The 19941-nt window shown below is 39.5% G+C and carries 30 protein-coding genes; all 30 read right to left on the bottom strand.

The window, feature by feature from the left end:
- Positions 1-14 precede the first annotated feature (14 nt).
- Positions 15-2453 carry a tape measure protein gene (locus HT722_RS09130; RefSeq protein ID WP_173278732.1) on the bottom strand — a complete coding sequence of 813 codons (2439 nt, stop codon included), beginning with the start codon at positions 2451-2453 and terminating at the stop codon, positions 15-17.
- A 168-nt stretch (positions 2454-2621) separates the two neighbouring features.
- Positions 2622-3023 (bottom strand): phage portal protein, encoded by a 402-nt coding sequence (locus tag HT722_RS09125; RefSeq protein WP_345789588.1) that lies wholly within the window; start codon positions 3021-3023, stop codon positions 2622-2624.
- 18 nt (positions 3024-3041) lie between these two features.
- Positions 3042-3506, bottom strand: coding sequence for a phage tail tube protein (locus tag HT722_RS09120; protein WP_049512708.1), 465 nt, complete (start codon positions 3504-3506; stop codon positions 3042-3044).
- An 18-nt stretch (positions 3507-3524) separates the two neighbouring features.
- On the bottom strand, positions 3525-4808 hold the full coding sequence (locus tag HT722_RS09115) for a phage tail sheath subtilisin-like domain-containing protein (RefSeq protein ID WP_173278730.1): 1284 nt from the start codon (positions 4806-4808) through the stop codon (positions 3525-3527).
- A complete protein-coding gene (locus tag HT722_RS09110) occupies positions 4808-5002 on the bottom strand; it encodes a hypothetical protein (protein WP_173278729.1) in 195 nt (64 codons plus the stop codon). Before HT722_RS09110 ends, HT722_RS09115 begins: the two co-directional genes overlap by 1 nt.
- Entirely contained in the window at positions 4953-5411 is a 459-nt protein-coding gene (locus HT722_RS09105; RefSeq protein ID WP_173278728.1) for a DUF6838 family protein, read from the bottom strand. The genes HT722_RS09110 and HT722_RS09105 overlap by 50 nt, the downstream gene beginning before the upstream one ends.
- Positions 5401-5829 carry an HK97 gp10 family phage protein gene (locus HT722_RS09100; protein ID WP_173278727.1) on the bottom strand — a complete coding sequence of 143 codons (429 nt, stop codon included), beginning with the start codon at positions 5827-5829 and terminating at the stop codon, positions 5401-5403. Before HT722_RS09100 ends, HT722_RS09105 begins: the two co-directional genes overlap by 11 nt.
- Positions 5816-6172 carry a hypothetical protein gene (locus HT722_RS09095; RefSeq protein ID WP_173278726.1) on the bottom strand — a complete coding sequence of 119 codons (357 nt, stop codon included), beginning with the start codon at positions 6170-6172 and terminating at the stop codon, positions 5816-5818. The genes HT722_RS09100 and HT722_RS09095 overlap by 14 nt, the downstream gene beginning before the upstream one ends.
- Before the next feature lies 1 nt (position 6173).
- Complete coding sequence (locus HT722_RS09090) at positions 6174-6527, bottom strand: hypothetical protein (protein WP_173278725.1); 354 nt, start codon at positions 6525-6527, stop codon at positions 6174-6176.
- Positions 6528-6544: 17 nt separating this feature from the next.
- A complete protein-coding gene (locus HT722_RS09085; RefSeq protein ID WP_173278724.1) occupies positions 6545-6841 on the bottom strand; it encodes a hypothetical protein in 297 nt (98 codons plus the stop codon).
- Between the two features lie 16 nt (positions 6842-6857).
- The gene (locus HT722_RS09080) at positions 6858-7772 is read right to left on the bottom strand and encodes a capsid protein (protein ID WP_173278723.1); all 915 of its coding nucleotides are present in this window, start codon (positions 7770-7772) and stop codon (positions 6858-6860) included.
- Positions 7773-7798: 26 nt separating this feature from the next.
- Positions 7799-8365 (bottom strand): phage scaffolding protein, encoded by a 567-nt coding sequence (locus HT722_RS09075; RefSeq protein WP_173278722.1) that lies wholly within the window; start codon positions 8363-8365, stop codon positions 7799-7801.
- Positions 8366-8853: 488 nt separating this feature from the next.
- Entirely contained in the window at positions 8854-9132 is a 279-nt protein-coding gene (locus HT722_RS09070; protein ID WP_173278721.1) for a hypothetical protein, read from the bottom strand.
- A gap of 50 nt (positions 9133-9182) precedes the next feature.
- Positions 9183-9452, bottom strand: a complete 270-nt coding sequence (locus tag HT722_RS09065; protein WP_084864375.1) for a hypothetical protein — start codon at positions 9450-9452, stop codon at positions 9183-9185.
- Positions 9445-11340, bottom strand: coding sequence for a minor capsid protein (locus HT722_RS09060; protein ID WP_173278720.1), 1896 nt, complete (start codon positions 11338-11340; stop codon positions 9445-9447). Before HT722_RS09060 ends, HT722_RS09065 begins: the two co-directional genes overlap by 8 nt.
- The gene (locus HT722_RS09055; RefSeq protein ID WP_173278719.1) at positions 11309-12736 is read right to left on the bottom strand and encodes a phage portal protein; all 1428 of its coding nucleotides are present in this window, start codon (positions 12734-12736) and stop codon (positions 11309-11311) included. The genes HT722_RS09060 and HT722_RS09055 overlap by 32 nt, the downstream gene beginning before the upstream one ends.
- 11 nt (positions 12737-12747) lie before the next feature.
- Positions 12748-14004, bottom strand: a complete 1257-nt coding sequence (locus HT722_RS09050) for a PBSX family phage terminase large subunit (protein WP_173278718.1) — start codon at positions 14002-14004, stop codon at positions 12748-12750.
- A complete protein-coding gene (locus tag HT722_RS09045) occupies positions 13994-14440 on the bottom strand; it encodes a terminase small subunit (protein ID WP_173278717.1) in 447 nt (148 codons plus the stop codon). Before HT722_RS09045 ends, HT722_RS09050 begins: the two co-directional genes overlap by 11 nt.
- Positions 14441-15662: 1222 nt before the next feature.
- Positions 15663-16067 (bottom strand): DUF1492 domain-containing protein, encoded by a 405-nt coding sequence (locus HT722_RS09040; protein WP_173278716.1) that lies wholly within the window; start codon positions 16065-16067, stop codon positions 15663-15665.
- Between the two features lie 74 nt (positions 16068-16141).
- Positions 16142-16453: a hypothetical protein gene (locus HT722_RS09035; protein WP_173278715.1), complete on the bottom strand. Its 312-nt coding sequence runs from the start codon at positions 16451-16453 to the stop codon at positions 16142-16144.
- Positions 16443-16793, bottom strand: coding sequence for a hypothetical protein (locus HT722_RS09030; protein WP_173278714.1), 351 nt, complete (start codon positions 16791-16793; stop codon positions 16443-16445). Before HT722_RS09030 ends, HT722_RS09035 begins: the two co-directional genes overlap by 11 nt.
- Positions 16790-17191, bottom strand: a complete 402-nt coding sequence (locus HT722_RS09025) for a YopX family protein (RefSeq protein WP_173278713.1) — start codon at positions 17189-17191, stop codon at positions 16790-16792. Before HT722_RS09025 ends, HT722_RS09030 begins: the two co-directional genes overlap by 4 nt.
- Positions 17188-17679 (bottom strand): MazG-like family protein, encoded by a 492-nt coding sequence (locus tag HT722_RS09020; RefSeq protein WP_173278712.1) that lies wholly within the window; start codon positions 17677-17679, stop codon positions 17188-17190. The genes HT722_RS09025 and HT722_RS09020 overlap by 4 nt, the downstream gene beginning before the upstream one ends.
- An 8-nt stretch (positions 17680-17687) precedes the next feature.
- Entirely contained in the window at positions 17688-18143 is a 456-nt protein-coding gene (locus HT722_RS09015) for a hypothetical protein (RefSeq protein ID WP_173278711.1), read from the bottom strand.
- Positions 18143-18403, bottom strand: a complete 261-nt coding sequence (locus HT722_RS09010) for a DUF1372 family protein (RefSeq protein ID WP_173278710.1) — start codon at positions 18401-18403, stop codon at positions 18143-18145. Before HT722_RS09010 ends, HT722_RS09015 begins: the two co-directional genes overlap by 1 nt.
- Positions 18400-18600, bottom strand: coding sequence for a hypothetical protein (locus tag HT722_RS09005; protein ID WP_112445553.1), 201 nt, complete (start codon positions 18598-18600; stop codon positions 18400-18402). The genes HT722_RS09010 and HT722_RS09005 overlap by 4 nt, the downstream gene beginning before the upstream one ends.
- Positions 18601-18750: 150 nt before the next feature.
- The gene (locus HT722_RS09000) at positions 18751-19089 is read right to left on the bottom strand and encodes a hypothetical protein (RefSeq protein ID WP_173278709.1); all 339 of its coding nucleotides are present in this window, start codon (positions 19087-19089) and stop codon (positions 18751-18753) included.
- A complete protein-coding gene (locus HT722_RS08995; RefSeq protein WP_205380493.1) occupies positions 19089-19301 on the bottom strand; it encodes a hypothetical protein in 213 nt (70 codons plus the stop codon). Before HT722_RS08995 ends, HT722_RS09000 begins: the two co-directional genes overlap by 1 nt.
- Positions 19302-19787, bottom strand: coding sequence for a DUF1642 domain-containing protein (locus HT722_RS08990; protein WP_173278708.1), 486 nt, complete (start codon positions 19785-19787; stop codon positions 19302-19304).
- Positions 19765-19941, bottom strand: a 177-nt coding sequence (locus HT722_RS08985) for a RusA family crossover junction endodeoxyribonuclease (RefSeq protein WP_173278707.1), incomplete at its 5' end; no start/stop codon positions are given. The genes HT722_RS08985 and HT722_RS08990, both read right to left, overlap by 23 nt.

Genomic DNA, 19941 nt, shown 5'->3' with positions numbered 1-19941 from the left:
CTGCTACCTCCCTCCTAGTAAGCCATAAGTCCGTCAGCGCCATTATTCAAAGCGTCTACAATCGTTGCATTCAAATCATCCAATACGTTGGCATACTGGCCAGCGTTGTTAATGGAGTCGATGTTGGTGACAATCTCTGGCTTCAAGGTAATAAAGTTCTGTTGCCACTTCATTGTCGCAACGTCCTTAATCAGCTTGATGTATTCATCGTCCAGTTTGATTTCATCTTCAATCTTGCCGACTTTGTCTAATTTACCACCTGTAGGATTATGACCGCCGCCTTTTCCTCCGTCGCCTTGTCCAGGTACTGAACTTACTGGGCTTAGTTCGTAAGGTGTTTTTCCTTGGTCGCCCAAGAAATTGTTTCCTGCACCGTTGGCATCACCAGCTCCTTTGAAAAAACCACCTACAGCTTTGTCAATACCTTTACCGATTTCATACCCTTTATTAAAGGCTCCCATTCGGTCTCCAAGTTCAAGATAACCCAGTTGTGGAGTGTCAAGGTGCGGAGTTTCTAAACTAGCTTTGTGTTGTTTGAGACCATCTGCCAAGTGCAGACCTTCAAAGGTTTTTTTAACTGGTTTTTCCATGCTGTCAATGGCGTTCGCAATATCACCGGCAAAGTTCGTCCGACCAAGAGAAACCGTTCCAACAGCGCTTAGATTTAGACCGAACCCATTTAAGAAGCCAATCATTTTATTAAAGCCACCAAGAACAGAGTTAATCATACCCTCGACTGCACCGATAACACTATTGACCATGCTATCAACAAATCCTGCAATAGCGACAGCCATATCACGGCCGCCTTGGGCAATATCGTACCAAGCGCTTTGAACTTGGAAAGACATCTCGTTCCATAAGTTAACAGCACCAGTAACAAACCAGTCGATAAAGTCTAAAATACCTATCAAAATAGTTAAGATAGCCTGATAGAGGAACATCCAGAATGCTATTGCTGTATTCACATACCAAAAGACGCCTTGTAGCATCATATTGATCACCCAGATAGCTGCATTGGCAATAATAAGAAGTATATTCCAAATGGTCATTCCTAGGTAAAATATAGCCCCTATGATAATTCCTGTGGCTGATACGGCTGCGCCAGTAAGATTGTTAAACCATGCAACCAAGGCATAGAATAGACCAATTAGGATGATGACCGCCATGACAATCAACATGATTGGGTTCATTGCCATAACTGCATTAAAACCAGCCATTGCTGTTTTAGCCACGTTGGTAGCGATACTAAATAGTTTAGTGGCGATTTCTGCTGCGTTCATTGCGACTATATAAGTACCAATAGCGATTGCTACAGCAATAATAATCGGTTGAATCACGGACCAGTTATCAGCCACAAATTGAGCAATCGGAGCTAACATACTCCAAACAGCCCCAATCATATCCATAGCAAAAATAACCGCTTGAACGACATATTGAAGCACCGTGGCTACAATTTGGGCAAATTGTTGGAAAGCTGACGAGTTCACTATCTGATTTATCTTAATCGATATTGGCTCAATCGCCTTGGTCACAAAGTTCAGGAAGTTCTGCCATGCCCTGCCCCAAGTTAGGGGCATATTGCGGAATTGCTTGTCAATCGTATCGCTTGCTTCCAGCATGGCAGTTTTGACAATGTCGGCCGTAATCTTCCCGTCTGCTCCAAGTTTCTTAACCTCGCCACGGCTAACGCCTAACTTGTTTGCGATGGCTTGGATTAAGGCTGGTGAAGTTTCAGCAAGAGAACGCAACTCGTCACCCTGCAACTTACCACTAGCCATAGCCTGAGTAAGCTGAAGCATGGCACTTTTTTGTTCTTCAATGCTTGCGCCACCAACAACAAAGGATTTGTTCATAGTTTCCAAAAAGGCAATTGTTTCGCCGTTGTTTTGGAAAACATCGCCAGCTTGCATCCTCATCTTAGCGACGCCGTTCGCCGTGGTTGTATAGGCTGAACCTGTACGCTGTGCTGATGTATAGATAGACTTTTGTAGTTGCTCTGTCGTCTGCGTACTGTCTCGAATCATATCTAAACGGGCGTGCATATTGGCATACTCGTCTGACATGCCTATAGCTTGCTTGGTAATTTTAGTAACCGCAATACCAGCTAAAGCAGTCTTTAGCAAACCTTTCAAAGATACTAACCTACTTAGTTTGTTAGAAGCATTATTAGAGGCATTCCCTAAATCTCTTAGAGCCAGTTCTTCTTTTTTGAGCCCTGCAGCTGCTAGAGTTGCACTATTTACAAATCTACCGTTGACATCAATTACTCGCCCAGCTTTATTGACAAAATATTGACCAGAATCACCAGCTTTTTTCATAGCCGACTCTTGAGCCTTCATGGCTTTATCTATGCCAGAACCTGCGTTTTTGACACGCTCCATAGTCGCATAGATTTTATTTAAAGTGCCTGTGACTCTATCGGTCAAAGACATGGTTGTTTGTATATTTGCCAATAGAATCACCTCACTTCTTCATCGCTTTTTTACGTTGTTTCGCCTCTTCATGCATGACTGCAGCGAAAAAGGCTTTTTCTTCTACATCCATATTCACAAATTCACTAGGGCGAATGTAATAGTTTACGAGGGCGAAGTAGGCAAGTTGTGCCTCCGCGTCCTCTTTTATTAGTTTTTTGCCTCGTCAACCTTGTCTTGGAATGTTTGGTTAATACCGCTGAGTTCGGTCACAGCTTCCAAAATCAAGGCGCTTTCGCCCCAATTGAACATGGTACCGAATAACTCAGAAGCTCCCATCGCTCCATACGAATCTTGCAATTCTTTATCGTTAAGGTCAGGAACCACGATAGACGCAATACAGATTTCACGGTTATATTTAACACCGTCAAAGACACGCTCTTGACGTCCATTACGACCAGGCTTATTGACAAAGCAACGGTCATTGATTAAGTCCGCTTCACGAGAGCTTAACACTCGAATTTTAACTGGTTCCTCAAAAGAAGGAAGCAAGACATCCTTAGTCTCTTCCCCTTTTTTATTTTGTTTCAAAAATGCTTTTAATCCACTCACCACTATTTCCTCCTTGTGTTAGTATGTAATTTCTTGGAATTCTGATAGGATATCAAAATCTTGGAATGTGAAGTCCGTTTCTTCGTCAATAACTTCATCCGCTGATCCATCTAGTTTAAAGATAAGTGATTCTTTGAACAGAACCCCTTTCAAAACAATTGTGTAACGACCTGCACGAGATGTGCGGTCTTCATTGGTACACTTGATATCAATACGAGGCAAAATACCTTGTTTGACATAGTTTAAAGCCATCGTCTTTAATTCTGGGCGGTGGTAGTACATCTTCAACGAACCTGTACCTTCTGCGCCGACAATCTTACCACCCTTCATACGAGAGTTGAGAGGGGTAACATCAGCTTTTGTATATTCAACCTTCGCTTCTAGCGAGATAAGCTCTGCTAGTTCATATTGCTTGTCATTGATTGTAAAGAAGACTGTTCCTTCCTTAGCTGACAAAGCATCCAATTGGTTCATAATAGCCATTAGCTAGTTTCTCCTTTCTTAATCACAGATAACCGTCATGTACAAGATTTCCATAGCATCTGTCAAGACAACTGGCAAGTTCACCACGACAGATTCTTTTGTGATACCTTGTGAAATCTCAATATCTTTGGCTTTATACTCCAAAGCTTGCTTTTGAGCAAGTGGGTCAAGGACCATTGTAATGATTCGCTGTTTAAACAACTCACGACCATTCACGTTGTTTGGTACTTTACCGATGAAGTAGTTCTCAAAGATATATTTGACATTGGTGTTGATATTATCCATGGTGCGGACAAGTTTGTTCTTACCAAAGATACGACTGTGTTCTGCCGTATAGCTAGTAAATGAGTTCACGTCTGACAGGATAATCACTTTTTCATTTCGATAGGCAAAGATAAGCTGACCTTTATTGATGAGCTTTTCAGCCTCTGCTTCGTTCTTACGCTCACAGTCGATAGCGCCTGGATAAGACTTGAATGTATTGGATTGCAAGCCAGCCCCTGCATACTTACCAGCTACGAAGTATACACAGTCCTTAGCGCCTAGTTTCGTACCGTCGCTTAATATAACCCCATTACCGACGGATACAACACCTTCATCGTCAGCGTCCGTGTAATCATTCAATACCGCAATGACTGAACGACCAGCGTCGCGCCATTTCTTGATATGAGCTGTAACAAGTGCTTTCGTTGCACTTTCATCTGTACCCAGAGCCAAGACACGGAAGTCTTGAGTATCGAGTGCATTTAGGAAATCTTCAACTTCTGAATTGGTTGTGGCTCCATCAGTACCACCTTCAAGCAAGATTGTTTTATCTTCTGTTGTTAGAGTACCTGTTACATTCACATAGTCATTCTTAAATGGCAAGGCTGTGATGATTTGTTTATCAACTTCTTTTCCAAAGAAAACAGTCGTCACTTCAAAACCAGTCTCGACTTGTTTCTTGAAGATAACATGAATATGGTTACCAGCCAATCCTTTGTATTTAGCTGTAACGACCATATCGCTTTCTGTTTTCGTTGCCTGTACTCCAGTGTTGTTCACACCATTGTAGACAAGGACCTTACCGGTTCCTTTCAAGGCTTCACGAATTGGAAGAAGTTCATCAATCGGTTTACCAAATAGGCGACGGAAATTACTTGTGCCGTCAACAAGTGTGAAAGCACCAGGTTCTCCCCAAGATCCAGCAATCATAACTGCTGCAATCGTATTGTCTTCCAAAGGAACAATCACATCATCTCTTGATACGAAATTGATGTAGGCCTTTGGAACTCGTTTATTCTGTACTGTCCATTGTGCCATTAGTTAGCCACACCCTTTCTCCAGTCTTCTAAAATGCGTTTTACTTCTGCTAGTGAGTATGACTGGCCATCTTCCAGCAAAATGTTTAACAAAGTTGCATCCTCTTCAAAATACTTGAGTAATGCCTCTTTACCAAATTTTTCTTCAGTGGTTGGCACCACTGTTTTTGTCTTCGGTTTTTCCGTTGTCTCCATGAGAACTTTCACCTATCCTTTCTAATATTTGCATTGTCGGTTCTTCTTCAACCCATCGTACGTATCGAGTGATTGTAAATGTGCATATCAAGTCATTTGCATTGTATTCCACCTTCAAATCATTGATAGGGTACTTATCACCCAAATAACGAAAAGAAGGCGAATTAAACACCATTTCAATCTCTTCAAACTTTTGATATAAGTCTGTTGTTTTTTCGGTGTAGTAATGCAGCAAGACAATAAAAACCTGCTTATCGTTTTGGTTTGCCAACCGCTTTCGAGTCACAGGCTTCACATCTACAATAAAACAAGGTGTTTTCAATCCTTGCTGGATTTGTTCATCATACACCTTGCACCCAAACACATCTTTGAGTTGCTTGATGACGAGTGGTCTAATACTATAATCCACCTAGTTCCTCCTTTAGCCTCTCTTCGATTTGTTGCGCGATTTGTGGGATTCTCTGTTTAATCTGTTCTTCTGTCAGCCTCATCATGAAGCGCCCTTCTACCCAAGGATTGACCAAACGCTTACCAATTGCAGGGACATAACGCCCTACTTGTTGACGGTGTCCGCTTTCGACGAAAGAAGCATACTCCATAGGGTTAAATGCGATAACCTCGTACACATTCCCATTTTTGCTTACTTCCATCTTCCACGATTGATTTAACTTACCTGTCAGGCCCTTTGGTGTTCGTTCCTTAACCTCTTTCAAAAAGGCTAGGCCGATATCTTTAGCAGCCTGCATAAACTCAGAATCAATAATTGCCTGAGCCCGTTCAAGGCGTTTTAAGAACTCTTGAACATCACTATCATCATAGCCACTCATGTCGTCTCACCACAATTTCTTGATGTGTGACATAGACCATCGGGGCTTCACTGGTCAGGTACTGAATACCATCTACGACCAATTTACTACCAGCTTTGATAGTAAATTTAGGCGAACAGAAAATCTTGTGTTCTGTCTTGAGTTGGTGCGCTTCGTTCTGCTCAGTATTCACTAAGTTACGAACAGAGACACGACAGGGAACCTTCTTGTAGATTTCTTTGAACTCTACAAAATCAGCTCCGTTTGGTTTCGTACTCTCGACAGAAGCAAACACATCCATCTTTTTATCATAGGTCCATTCAATGCTTGGTGTTGCCTGAGATAGAACATCATTGATATTCATCCTACCACCTCAACTTTCTGAACCTCTGTAGCTGACTGGTAAAGTCCAACAAGACACTTTCAACACGTCTGGCAAGGTCTGACTTAGCCAATTCGACACGAGTATCTCCAACGGAAATAGTCTTGCCTTGGACAGCTTGGTCAGGATTACAAACAACATAAACCATCTGCATGGCCACAAATCGCAACTCTAAAGGAAAATCCTCACGATTACAGTAGTTAAGAATGTTCTGCATGACTTCATCGACCACTAACTCTTCTGGATAGCCTGAATAACGTTGTTCGTACAAGTCGATTAAGGCTTGCCTAGCATCTTCATTATGCTGTTGAATTTCTTCAAGTGTCATCTTCTCCATCAGCAGAAACACCCTCCTTATTTCTCTTCTTCGTCTTTCTTGCTCGTTTTCTTAACTTTCACTTTTTCAAGTTCTTCGTCTTTCTTGCTCGTTTTCTTAACTTTCACTTTTTCAAGTTCTTCAAGAGCCTTGTCACGTTCTGCCACAACTGCTTGATACTCCTGAATGGTATAGGTACGTCCGTTGGTTGCTGGCTCTACTACTACATACTCACCATCTTGGATTTCAACCACATCGTAACCATCTTCAAGGAAGGTTACTTTTTCTAGTTCATCGATATCTAGGACACGATTGTCTTTTTTTACTGTTAACATTTTCTATCCTCCTTCTTTAAGGTGCGACGACAAAGGCTAGACCTTCATGTTTAGTCTGGAATAGCAGTACATCATCGTAAGATTGTTCGTAGTACAAGTAGTTACCGCTTGAAGAAGCACTTGGTGCGTCAAGTCCTACAAATTCATATTTTTGTGGCGCTGCCATACATGGAATATGAATCAAGAAGAAATGGATTTGTTTAGCAGTTGGGTCAACCTTAGCGCCATTTGTGAAGTTGTACAAGGTCTTCATACGGTCAGATGGAATAGCTGTCTCAATAGTCACATCATCCAAACGACCAACTGAACGGTCAATCACTGTACCTTGACCGTGAATATTGACTGTACGGCCAAATTGCTTGATGTTCTTGATCATGCGTTTAACTGCTGGTGTACAGAAAATAACACGACCTTCTGCTGGTACTCCAGCTTCGTCCATTTGTTCCATCAGCTCATCAAATGTTGCGAGGAAGTTTTCCTCAGTCAAATTCAATGACTTAATTTGTTTACTTTCTGTATCAAGTGCTTTCTTACGGGAGAACAATTTAGATACCATGAATTTATCCATTTCTGGGACTTTTTCAGTATCGTTGAATGTTTTAGTGATGTTAGCAATGGAAGTAACATAGTTAGTTTCATCAACATCTGACGGGTCTACTAGTGTTGACCAGTAACGCTCATTGGTCAATGTGTATGTTTCCCATTGGTTTTCATAGTTAGCGTCAATGTTCGTAATTGTGCGACGTGTACGGTCTTTACGCCCTTCTTTAATCAAAAGACGCGGCACTTTTACTTCTTTAGCGCCTGTGAACTTCAAAAGTGTGTTGGATGGAGAATTCCAAAGTTTTTGAGTGAATAACAGTCCGTTTTCACTATAACGATTTTGCAAACCTTGTTGGTAAGCCTGTGCATAGTTCAATGTTGCTGGCATATCTGTTCCTCTTTTCTATTTCTTGATTATAGATCTGACGTAAACGCATTAATCATCTGCGTTGTCAGGTCGTTAGCAACTGTTTCTTCTTGTGTTGTTCCTTGTGGCTTAGCACCAGCGATGTGTGGTTCTACAGCCTTTTCTGGAGCAAATAAAAAGCCTTTAGATTCCTTCAAAGCCGTCAACTGTTCATCTAATCCAGTCACCGCTCCGTTGTCACCTAATCCCAATTTAGACTTATCTAGCAGACTAGACACGATTCCAGCGTCATGGACCTTACCGCTCAAGTGCATTTCAATAGCATGATCTAGTTGCATTGTCTTGAGTTGTTGTTCATGTTCCTTCTGTTGTGTCTTGTACTTGCTGTCCAAGTCTGAGTATTTTTGTTGTAGGTCAGCATTGCCTTCAGCGTCTTGTTTGAGCTGTTTCATGTCCTTATCACGCTCTCTCAACTGGTCTTGCAAGCCCTTGGCATTATCTTCTGCAGCAGATACCTTTGCTTGTAGGTCCTGTGTTGATTTCCCGTGTTCGGACATAACTGCTTCAACTTGTTCCTCAGTCAATCCTAACTGTTCCAAAAATTTACGATTCATTTCTTTTCCTCCTGTACGTTTGTTTAACGTGGCAACGACCACGACATTTTGGTAAAGTAAAAAAGCCTTTTAACGCCATGCCCAGGGCGAAAGACACTAGTCGATTTGAACTAATTTAGCAATTCGATTATGTAAGTCTCTGATTTTTCGCTGTTCTTCTATGTGTAGCACTAGCTTTGTTGTAATGACGGTTACAGCAATTGTTAGTGCTATTTTTGTATACATCCTCAAGGTAATACCTCCAATATATAAATTTAACCGTACGGGATTCCATACGGTTAGAGCATAAGAAAACCGCCTCGATTTCGATGCGGTTAGATTATTTATTTTTCAATTGTTTCAGTTTCTTTATGTATTCAATTCCGACTTTTAGAGTTGAAATGACTGTTGAAATCACTTCAAATAATTTAATTATTACGAACAGAATTAACGCAAAAAATATAATACAACCTAATAAAATTGATACTAAATCCCATATAAACATGTCTTTACTCCTCTACTTTTTCGTATGTTTCTTTAAAAATGTCAGGTTTGCATGGATAAAATTCACCTTGCACGCCTTTGATAATATAATCACCTGTTTTTGCGACCATGACACCCTCAAGTGTTTTAATCTCACACCATGCTGGATTTTTATTCCACTTGCCATTATCGTGAACGATAATCTCATTCCTTGTTACTGCGTCCCAAAACCAATCTTCTTCAATCAAACAACGTTCATTAAGTTGAACCGCCTCAATGACCACTGGTTTTTTACGGTATTTCATTTCTCGCTCCTTTCTAAGCATGAGAAAAGCACTTAGATTTCTCTAGGCGCTTAATAATATAGTTGCAACAAGGTATCAAAATCATCTTCGAAAACATTTTGACTATTTTGTTTTATTTGGTCGATGATTTTATTTTTTGTCTCTCTATCCAAAGGTAATGTTTCAAAGGCTTCTTCTTTTACTAAGAATTCACCATTTTCTCCCTGGAATTCTTTTGTAATTTTTCTAATCTGGCTCTCGAAATCGATAGATTGAAGCGCTTCATCGTCAATGTTATCTTCAATTGCATCTAGCAACAAACTAATTGAAATTTTAATCATCTTTAAGCACCCCTAACTTACTGCGGTTATAAACAACTGTATACAACCCATCATTATGCATTGCTTTATAACCATCGTAACCATGTAGGACAGCGAAAACATCTGCATTAGAGTCATTTATTCCTATTTGACTCATCAAAAAATAGTAATATTCATATAATTCATTATCATCGTCTAAATTTTTCAACCAAGTATGCTTTTCTTTTTTGTAAAGTTCATCAGTTAAAAATTTAAAATCAGAAGGGTCATAAAAAGCTTTTATTAGTAATGGATTTGTTCCTTTATTAGCATATCTCTCAGCAACGAAACGACTTCCGAAGTACAAACCTCGACCATGTGCAGATTTTACTCTACCGCTTAGGTCTAGTTTTCCGTTTCTGAAATTATCCATTAAAGTTTTTGAATTTATTTCTCCAGATTTGCTATCACTTACACCACGGTATATGGTCTCTAATACAACAATATCGTTGTCATTAAGAATATTCGGTTTCCTATCATAGCCAACTCGTTTATATAAAAATCTTATAAATTTAGACTTCTCATCATCATACGGTTTGGAACGATCTATCAATTTTTTATTTGCGAATAATTCTAAAATATTTTTACCAGTTTCTTTTTCGTACTCTTCCGAAACTGCCTTCAATCTTTTAGATATGTTTAATATTCTTTCTTTGTCACCTATATTATCCTCCGTTAATTGGTAAAAGTCAAATTTTTTTATATTTCCCTTCGATTTCTCAACGTTCTCCTTTTCTCCGTCTTTCGCAAACAGTTTTTCTTTAATCGCTTCCCCTTCACGCTCCCAACCTGCAAAGATTTCGTCCATAGAACGTTTCTCTTTTGCCATTTTTACAGGGGCGTTATTTAGTAATATATCGAGATACGGACTAATCTGTTCTGCTTCTTCAGCCCTATCAGTCTTATCAGTCTTATCAGTCTTGCCTTTCTTATCAGACTTAACTGCAGGCCTGATAGTAGAACGACAACGGACATGAAAAGGCGGTGCGGTTCGTCCTGGTTCATATTCTTTAACAGAATAAACCTCATGATTTTCTGACTGACAAATCTCACTTGTACGACTGTCTAATACCGCTACAATTTCGTAGTGGTCACCACCCAACTCCTTGATAGTATCTAGTGTCGCAAGGTTATTATAAAAGGTTGTCTCAGTCCTGACAAGCGTATCAGCCCTATGATAGGCGACCCCTGTACGTTCAGAAAGAGCTCTAGCCATTCTATCAATGGACCAGCCACCTGTTAGGCCTTTATTCAGGACATCACTGATTGCCTTATAAGCAACTTCTTTATGAACCCAAACATTTTCAGAAAAGGTTCTACCACTCCAGTTACTAGCCATCTTATGCTTAACTGCATCGACACTCAATATTGGTTTCTCTATGATTCCGAAATGTGCCAAATTCTTAGCTTGATGGATTTTACCTTTGATGTAGACGTCGCTCAGAGCCTCTGTGACTTTGTCATGTATGCCATCTGGCTTCCCGTATAGTTCAGCCGTCAGACGCTCAATTTCGGCAAGCAAAGCCTCCTTGCGACTAATACGATGGCGATATCCCAAGGCGTCCAACAAAGGTGTCGGTGTGTCAGGATTTAAGGCTATCTCACGAAACCTTTCAAGGGTCACATGCTTAAACTCTCTACGCTCTTTATCTGTCAGGTATCGCTTAGCCTCTGCATGAGTCATTTTATTATCAACTGCATATCTGGCATAGAACTTCTCAATTTCAGAAACCAACTGATGTTTATAGTCAGCTAAGGATTGGCCAATCTGGGCCATGTACCTATCAGCAACTATCTGAGCGTTTTGTTCCTGTTGTAAAGCTCGCTCAATCCAGTACTCATCTATCTTTTTCTTGTTCTCGGTCGTCATGATCTTCATCTACCTTTTTGAAATTGGTCTGAGAGTATGGATCTTGTCCTTGTTCCTGTTGTTCTTTCAATCGTTTCTCAACCTCTGGTTGATACCATGGATGTTGTTCACGAATGCTTAGGTCGTCTAAGATACCGATTGAGTTTACACAATCTTGAATAGCTTCAGACTCATTTGAAATGATGTCACGATTGAATACATACGTAAATTTAGAAGCGTCAAACGCTATTCCTTTGTTAGCTGCATACTGTTCTACAAACCAAAGGAATTGCTTGATGCCTTTTTGGAACTCATTTTCTAGCTCGTTACAGTCCAAATCAAGGTCTGTATAGCGCCATTTAAGAGCCTGACCACTTGCATTCCCTAGATTATCATCTTGGGTATCAATGGCTCGTGCAGCCTCATACAAGAACTTACGAGAGCGTTCAATATCTGTTTCAACTCCACTAGTATCATTGTCTGCTTGCAGGGTATCTACACCACCATCGCTAGAGACTTTGATAGAGCGGAACTTGTTCAGGTTATTCATGAACTCGCCCAAGTCTGCGCCCTGATAGTTTTTCAAAACATAAATCAACTTCGGCATATCTGCCAACATATCAGCATTAGTAGACATTTGAAGTTGAATATTATCAATCAAAGACTTGGTTTGGACTAAAAGACCGTCCTCATACTCGTTGTAGCGGAATGGAATCAGAGGTACTTTCTCCCAAGTATAAGGAATCCGTGTACCGTCTGCGTTGACATAATAAAAATTCCCCTTGGTCTCTTTAGAAAGTGGATTGAGTTCGAGGTGTGAACCTGTCCAGATATAATCTGTAATTCCTTGTTCATCGTAGTATTCTACAAAGGTTTTAGTCTTCTTTACACCGCTTTCGTAGACCGCTTGATTATAGACACGCACAAAGGCAGATAGTTCCAAATGACGCTCGTCTTTCCAAAAAGGGATAATCTGTTCACTCGGGATTTTAAACAAGCGTAGACGGCCATTCTCGTCGTAATAAGGCAAGCCGTAAGCTATTCCCTTCATCACTGCTTCTTTACCAAGCGACTTAATCGTAGATAAAAGATCCTCGTCAAACACGCTGTCTAAAAAGCCTTGGGATTCTTCTCCCTCAAGCGAGATTGTCGGTTGTTTAGAAAACAGATAACCGACCTTCTGGTCTACCAGTTTCTTAAATAAACCCAATTCAATCCTTGAGTTCGTCCGCCAATCCACATCTACTTTCTTATTTCGAATATCCGTGCGATTTCGATAGTAGTTGTAAGCTTCTTTCATTGTGCTTACTTTCTCAGAAATTTGGTGTTCTTTTATCTCAATCTCTAGTATTTCATTTTGGGTTGTATTCTTAATCAACAACCGCCTGATTAACCATTTAAACCAATTACTCAACATTTCTCCTTCTCCTACCAGAATGATATTCCTGGCTGTCTCATATCGTCTTCAAACGCATATCTAGTAGCGTCGATTGTGTGGTCATTTACTTCTTCTAGCTTAGGCTTGGGATTTCCATCACGGTCAACTGCATAGTCGGCACTTTCGAATTCTCGTGCAATGTTTGGTGTGCGTTCTGGATCTATCACAATGGCAGCCAAATCATCCAACCAGCGTTCTCCATACTCACGACTGTCAGGACCTTTCTTAGCACCTTGAACAAGCGGAATATTTAGCTGTAGTTTTAATTCATCAATCGACTTAGGTTCTGCGCTATCACAGGTTATCATCTGAGATTGATAGCCTTTCTCACGGATTCTTTCAGCCAATTCACGGTTGCTAATCTTCACGCCATAAATCTCATCGATAGCGTAGATAACTCGTTTCTTCTTGTCGTAATGCCATCTTACAAAGGCCAGAGGGTCGTTAGCATATCCAAAGTCATTTCCTTGCCGAATGTTATCGAACCTTGCTATCTCCTCATCTGTAATCTTGCGGAATACCAGATTTTCAAACGGTGCTACACCCGAACCGATAGCCTCCCCCAGATACTCCCAACGGTAACGCTTCTCTGAACGCTCTCTCGTAGCCTCTGCTTCTTCTATAAACTCTTTGGCGATAAAAGGGTTATCTTTGTATGTCGAATGGTGTACGTGGGTGTTAGGAGGCTGTATAACACTCTCGTATTTCTTGTTCACCCAAGACTGTTTTCTTTTCGGTGGGTTGTAAGAGTAAAAGAACTTATAAAAAAGACCGTCAGCCAATTCTCCACGAAGAAGGGAGTTGGTGATTGTCTTTACTTCATCTTCAGTTTTAAACTCAGCTAACTCCTCAATCCAGCCTATCGCAAACGGAAAGCGACTGTCTTTCAAGGATTTAATACGCTCTGGATCTTGTGCACCACGGAAGATAATATAATTCCCTCTTGGGATATAGGTTATCTTCAAAGGGGATTTATTAAACTTAAATAAATGACTAACCCCTTGCTCACTAATCGCCCATTTCAATTGTTCATAGACCGACTGTTCTAATGTGTTATCTGTCTTACGAATACACACCGCATTGACTGGATAGCGCATAATCAATTGAACAATAACGTGTCCGATGTCGCTGGACTTGCCAGAACCACGCCCGCCTTTTTCAACCACATGTAAGATTTTAGGGTCAAATGCTGCACGCCACATAGAGTAAAAAGCCTTTGGGATAAATTCGCTCATTCTACGCTTCATCGCCAAATCCTATATCATCAACGAATTGAACAGCCGAAGACATCTCGATTTCTTTTCTCTCTAAATACGCGCCATTCACTCTGAATATGTGGTCTATAGAGCGTTGTCTTTCTTCAATTGTCGGAGTAAATTCATAAGTCGTTTCCGATACCTCCAAACCTTCAGCAGTCTTTACAGTTTTTTTAGAATATCCTTGTTGAGTTTCCCCTCTAGCAATACTAGCAGATATTGCCAAAGCTTCTGCGACTGACATCGAACGTTCGTCAAAAAGTTCCTCTGTACGTTTTTTGATGTATTCAGAAATCTCAACATTTTTCAACAATCTTTGTCCTATGCTATATGCCGTTTTCTCTGAGTACCCCACCTTAATAGCGGATTGTGTTGCGTTTCTACTGATGATGTACTCATCTGCGAATCGTCTTTGTCTTTCATTCAATTTTCCATCACCTCCTTTCACAATAAAAAAAGCCACACAATGTGTGACCTTTTCAAGACCTCTCTCTGCGAATTAAAATCGCAATTGGAACGACAGGATTCGAACCTGTGACGTCTCAATTCCTTAAATTAGGATTTAATCCATCTACCATATATCCATTAACCAGCATGAGACTACTGCTTTAAGCGAGTGACTTTTGATAACTTATAGTTTATTATCTTGTCCACAAATATTCCTACTTGTATCACTCATGCACGATTGGTTAGACCAATCACTCCTTACATCGCAAACTACTAAGCCATTTTTCAATTAACGAAGACCCCGCTAAAAGTCTAAGCTGCTTTACTCTTTGACTTTACTCTCATCCTTGCGAGATTTGAGTAGGCAATCTAATTGCCGAAGTACACTTTCGTTTGTGACGGGCGATGACTTTTGCTTTTTTTGAGTTTTTTCTATCTTGAATAGCTTTTAAAATATAAAAATCATCTTTCATCTATCACAGACACGCATCGCCATGTGTTTCATTCTCTTTTGAAGAACAAAATGCACAGCGCCTGCTTGTTATCGATTGTTTTGCGGACAATCGACTCACCTTACATACTTTTGGGAGGCACCCAATTTTTGTAAGATATGGTATTAAGCTCTTGTTGCACCTCGAACCAAATACCTCTTTCCTCTTATAGACTCGTTTCACAGCCAAACTGCCACGTTTGCATTTCCTCAGCACCTTGCCGTTGGAATCTCCCTGCTTTAACTTCGCCCACCTATTCCAAAACTAAAATAGTTAAGATTAAATTGCTTAGATTGACCATTTCTGGCAGGATGTTTGATAGATTTAAAAACATCCTTTTCCTGAGTTACCACAGATTATCTAGGCTAAGCCCTAAAAATGCAAGGCGACTACTACCTTGCGTGTTAATTAGAAATAAATTTTCTGATTTATTTTTTGTAGTCATTAACGGCGATGCCCGGAATCGAACCGAAGGAAACATAGGGGAGAAACCACTTACCTGTCACCGCCAAAACGAGACCGAAGCCTCGAAAAAATATAATAAAGATAAAGGAGACGTCAATGAACGAAATAGAGGGAAGGACTCGAACCATCAATGCCCTTTACGACACTCTGATTTCAGGTACCTCTCTTTTCAATTCTTGACACTACCATTCTAACAGATTTTTAGAACCGTGCTGTTCCAAAAAGTCCCATACGATCACTATGAGGTTAGATGACTTCTCCCAAAGCTAAAACCGCCTCATTTTTTAACCTGTAATAGGTTGTACGACTCATCTTCAAATCATAACAAACGCTATCAGCGGTGCCTTTGTTGATGTAAGTCATTCTTAATACCGCCCTGTGTTTGGGATTTTTAAGCCTGTTGATCATTCGACCTAATTCAAGTTTTCTGTTAATAACCTCTTTAGTATCCTGCTCTATAGCCTCTTTCATCACTACCAACTGAGTATAGACATCATCAACTTTTCTAGTCTGTCCACCTTGGACTTTGACACCTGACCACTTAGGACTTGAAAGCAAACCTGCCTCAAGCTCTTTGATTTCATCTATACGGCTTTGGATGTCCATGTCAAGGTCTTGTAATTCTTTCAATAGCTCTTTAGCCTTGTTCACTCTCTATCTCCTTTGTGATATAATAATATTATTGAGATTATAGCTGAGACAGAGAGTGTCTTGGCTTTTTTATTTTACAAAACACTCACTACAATCCACATTAGAGCCCAAAGAAAAAGATACCAGTAAATAACTTTTCCTAGGATCTCCAACCAAGATTTTTCTGTATTACCTTTCGGATTTCCAGTAATCGCAGTAATGAGCAAGTCGATTCCGACAGCCTGCCAAAATGTTATTCTTTGGATTTCAAATGTTGCTACAATGATATTATTCCAACCATACTGAACGACTACTCCTGCTAACCATAGACTGATAAACAAGGCTAGTATCGTACCTAAGCAACCGCCTACCGCTTGTGGCAAGGTGGTTTTATTTTCATTTTGCATCTATTACCTCCAAAAGTTCTAAGATTATTCGGTTCCATTCTTCTGTTGTTGTTTCTCTAAAATCAAACTGAGACATCATTTCAGCTCTTTTGAATAATGCCTTCTTAAAGAATGAAGCTTTTCTGGAAAAATCCATATCATCTGTTTTAAATTCAGTTATGATTTTCTTCCCATATCCCTCTATCTCAACATGGACTCTTGTTTTTCCATATAGATGTAGAGGTTCAGCCCAAACACATCCTTTCAAGTCTGATTCATCGACTTTTTTAAGCATTAACGATATTTTCTTAGCTTCACTCTCTTTTTTAGCACCACTGAACGGGTATCTTTTTGGTCTCATTCCTTATCCTCCAAAAACTCTGGGTTTTCGTAGATGTTACCTTGAAGGTATACGTTACAGTTCTCAATGCAATCAAATAGATTATCCCAAACTTCTTCCCCTGTTCGTACATCCAACAACTTAAACATACCTTCTTTAAAGACAATCTTTGCTCTACCACTATCTTCAAATTCATCCCAATAGGTCCACAAGATGACATCTCCTTCAAAAATTTCCTCGCCAATATCATCTGTAAACCTTGTTGATTGAGTGAAGATAACATCTTCAAAATTAAAGCAGTCACTTTCACAAATTCCACCCCAGCATAGGTCTATTTCATTTATGTAAAATCGAATCGACTCTATATAATCAGCAAAACAATTTTCTGTTTTTATCCACGCTCTATATCTTGGTATCATCCTAAATCCTCCTCTTTTACGAACGAACCATCAATCCAACGACCTTTTCGGTCTTTGATTTCTTGGTAAGCCAGTTCAAAACATTCCTCGAAGCTATAACCAAGTGCATTGCTGATTGATTTTAGATGACCAATCAATAGAGTCAATGATTTTATACGTAAGGTCATAAGTTTCAGATGTTGTTCTGTTTGAATGTTGCTAATACATGTATTTGCGTACGCGAATGACGTCATCACATCGTTAGTTCTAACATTCTTCGACTCTTCGAAAATGCTATCCACATCCACTTTGCTCAGTAAGGCCAGACCGACAATCACGACTGCGCAATCTCCGATACTGTCCTTGGTCAACTTCTCATTCTTCTTGAGATAGCCTGCGCATAACTCGCCAAATTCTTCACTCAATTTCAAAGACTGCTTGTCTAGTCGTCCACCATTTTCTAAATCACGGTCTATAAACCATCGTTTGACTTTTTCTAGTGTGTTCATGATAACTCCTATCTATTTGTCAGTTTTGGTACAATTTCATTTACGATAAATAAGTAGTTTGGTGCTACAAGATACCGACCAATATTGGAAGCAAAAGCCAAAATCAATGCTAGTGTAATACCAGCAATTAGCTTTTTGATAGTTCTTTTAGAGTTTTTAAGATTCTCCTTTGTAAGTTTCTCTGCATATTCAAGCTTAGTAAAACCTTCTGGAATATACCTATAACTCAAACTATCAGGATCTACCTTAATTCGAGCTACTACATACACAATAACTCCTGTTAGGATAGCACTAAGCAAAATCATAGCTATAGAGGTATTATCAAGTACATTGTACAAAGTCCATTCTCTCATAAGCTGTTCGTAAATCTGTGGTGCATTCCCTTTAAATGTTGTAAGCAAAGAACTTACTTCATCAACTGTCATATTCAGCATTTTTGCTAAAGCTTGTAAAATATCGTCCATTATAATAAAACCTCATCTCCTACTTTCACTTTCTCAAACTGTTCTCTAGTAACTACAAAAATTCCATAATCTCTGATAGTCACAGTATACAACTTGCCGTGTCGTCCTTTCTCGACGACTTTACCAAATATCTCAGCGCCTGCATTATCGGCTCGATAGATAACCATCGGCTTTTTCTTTTCTAGTTCTGCAATCCTGTCCATCTGCCAGATGTTTAGTCCAGCAGATAGAAGAATCCAGATAGCTATGAATCGTTTCAATCTATGACCTCATTTCTTCCATCTCTTACTTTTTGCAAATAATATTTATATATTTCATTGTCGGTATGTTCATTTACTAACTTTTCAAGTGCTTTATTGACCACTTCTGCTATGCTTCCATAACTACCATATTCTTTGATGGCTTCAACATGGTCATACATATCTTTGGTAAGCGTTGCTTGTACCTTTCTAGCCATTACTCCACCTCCTTGCTCTTAATTTCTCCAGTAAGTCTATTTTCTAAAATGTGACTTGTATAGCAAATATCGCTTTTATATGTATAGTGATTGACAGTTTCTTCAATCCATTGATTTCGTGTGTAAGGATATCTGTTTGGTCGTTTCATATTACCACCTCACATATAAATATTTCGTGTCAATATCTTGTTCTAAAATACACTCTTTCAATGACTTTAAAACCTCCAATGCACCGCTAACTGTTCCCCATCTATTTTCAGGTTCATACTGCACATACTTTTCAGGGTACCGCTCTAATTCAGATATACCACGCTGGATATTATCTAAAATATCAGCAACATTGTAAATTGTGCCTTGGTCGAAATCCCAATCCATAGCCACCCTAAACATTTTTCCAAGATTGTAAGTTGGAGAACTATATCTAGGTTCATCGATACAAATATATTGTCCGTTTTCTATTTTCGCTAAGATTTCCAAATCATAACTCATCACTCAACCTCCTCTACTTCGTAAAAATCAACTTTTGCAAAGTTTTTCGGATTAATAGTGATAAGTCTTTCTTCTGGTTCAATCTGATGTAGTTGAATACAACATATATGCCCAAAATTAAGTTCATCTATGCGGTTCAATATATGCTCACAACTCTCTTTTACTTTGATAGTTTCATCCATGTATGGATTTTGTAATCTAATATTTGTCATTTATTCTACCTCCTCAATCTCAATCCCTTCACAATCGAATACCCAGCCAAAGTCAGCTTCTTCTAGTTCTTTACGGGTGTGAGCTGTACGAAATTTTTTATCTAGTGTTATATCCTTTAACGTCCAAGCGTGAAGGTGCTTAATCAAGGTTAAGTAACTATATGAGTCTTCAATCCATTTAAACCTTACATAGTACCGCTTCTCTTCCTCGACCTCGTAGCCGTCAAGCCATGCACGGGCGAATGTTTCTTGGTTTTCTGCCCATTGCATCCACTTTTTAATCTCGAAATTTTCTTCAAAGATACTCATTGCTCCAAATAGAGAACGCCCTATATTTTTTGAATGCGTTATCCAATCCGCCACAAACTGCGGTACTTTGACTTTTTCTGGTTCGTCTAGTTGTTCGATTAATTTTAAAAAAAATTCCGTTTTTAAGTATGGTTCATCTAAACGTTTAATTCTCTCAATCAATTGCTGTACTTTCATCTTCCAACTCCTTTATTTCCTCAATTTCTACTTCAATTCTAGGATTCAGGCTGTAAAACTTGCCTACATCGTGCATAGCTATCTGCCCATCATCCTTAAACACTATCCCTGACATGCTGTCATATAGCGCTTTTTCATAATTATCAATATCAGG

It is taken from the genome of Streptococcus sp. 53, assembly GCF_013276565.1.
Taxonomy (GTDB): Bacteria; Bacillota; Bacilli; order Lactobacillales; family Streptococcaceae; genus Streptococcus.
The sequence above is the reverse complement of the archived record's forward strand: the minus strand, read 5'-3'. Positions and strand labels throughout refer to the sequence as shown.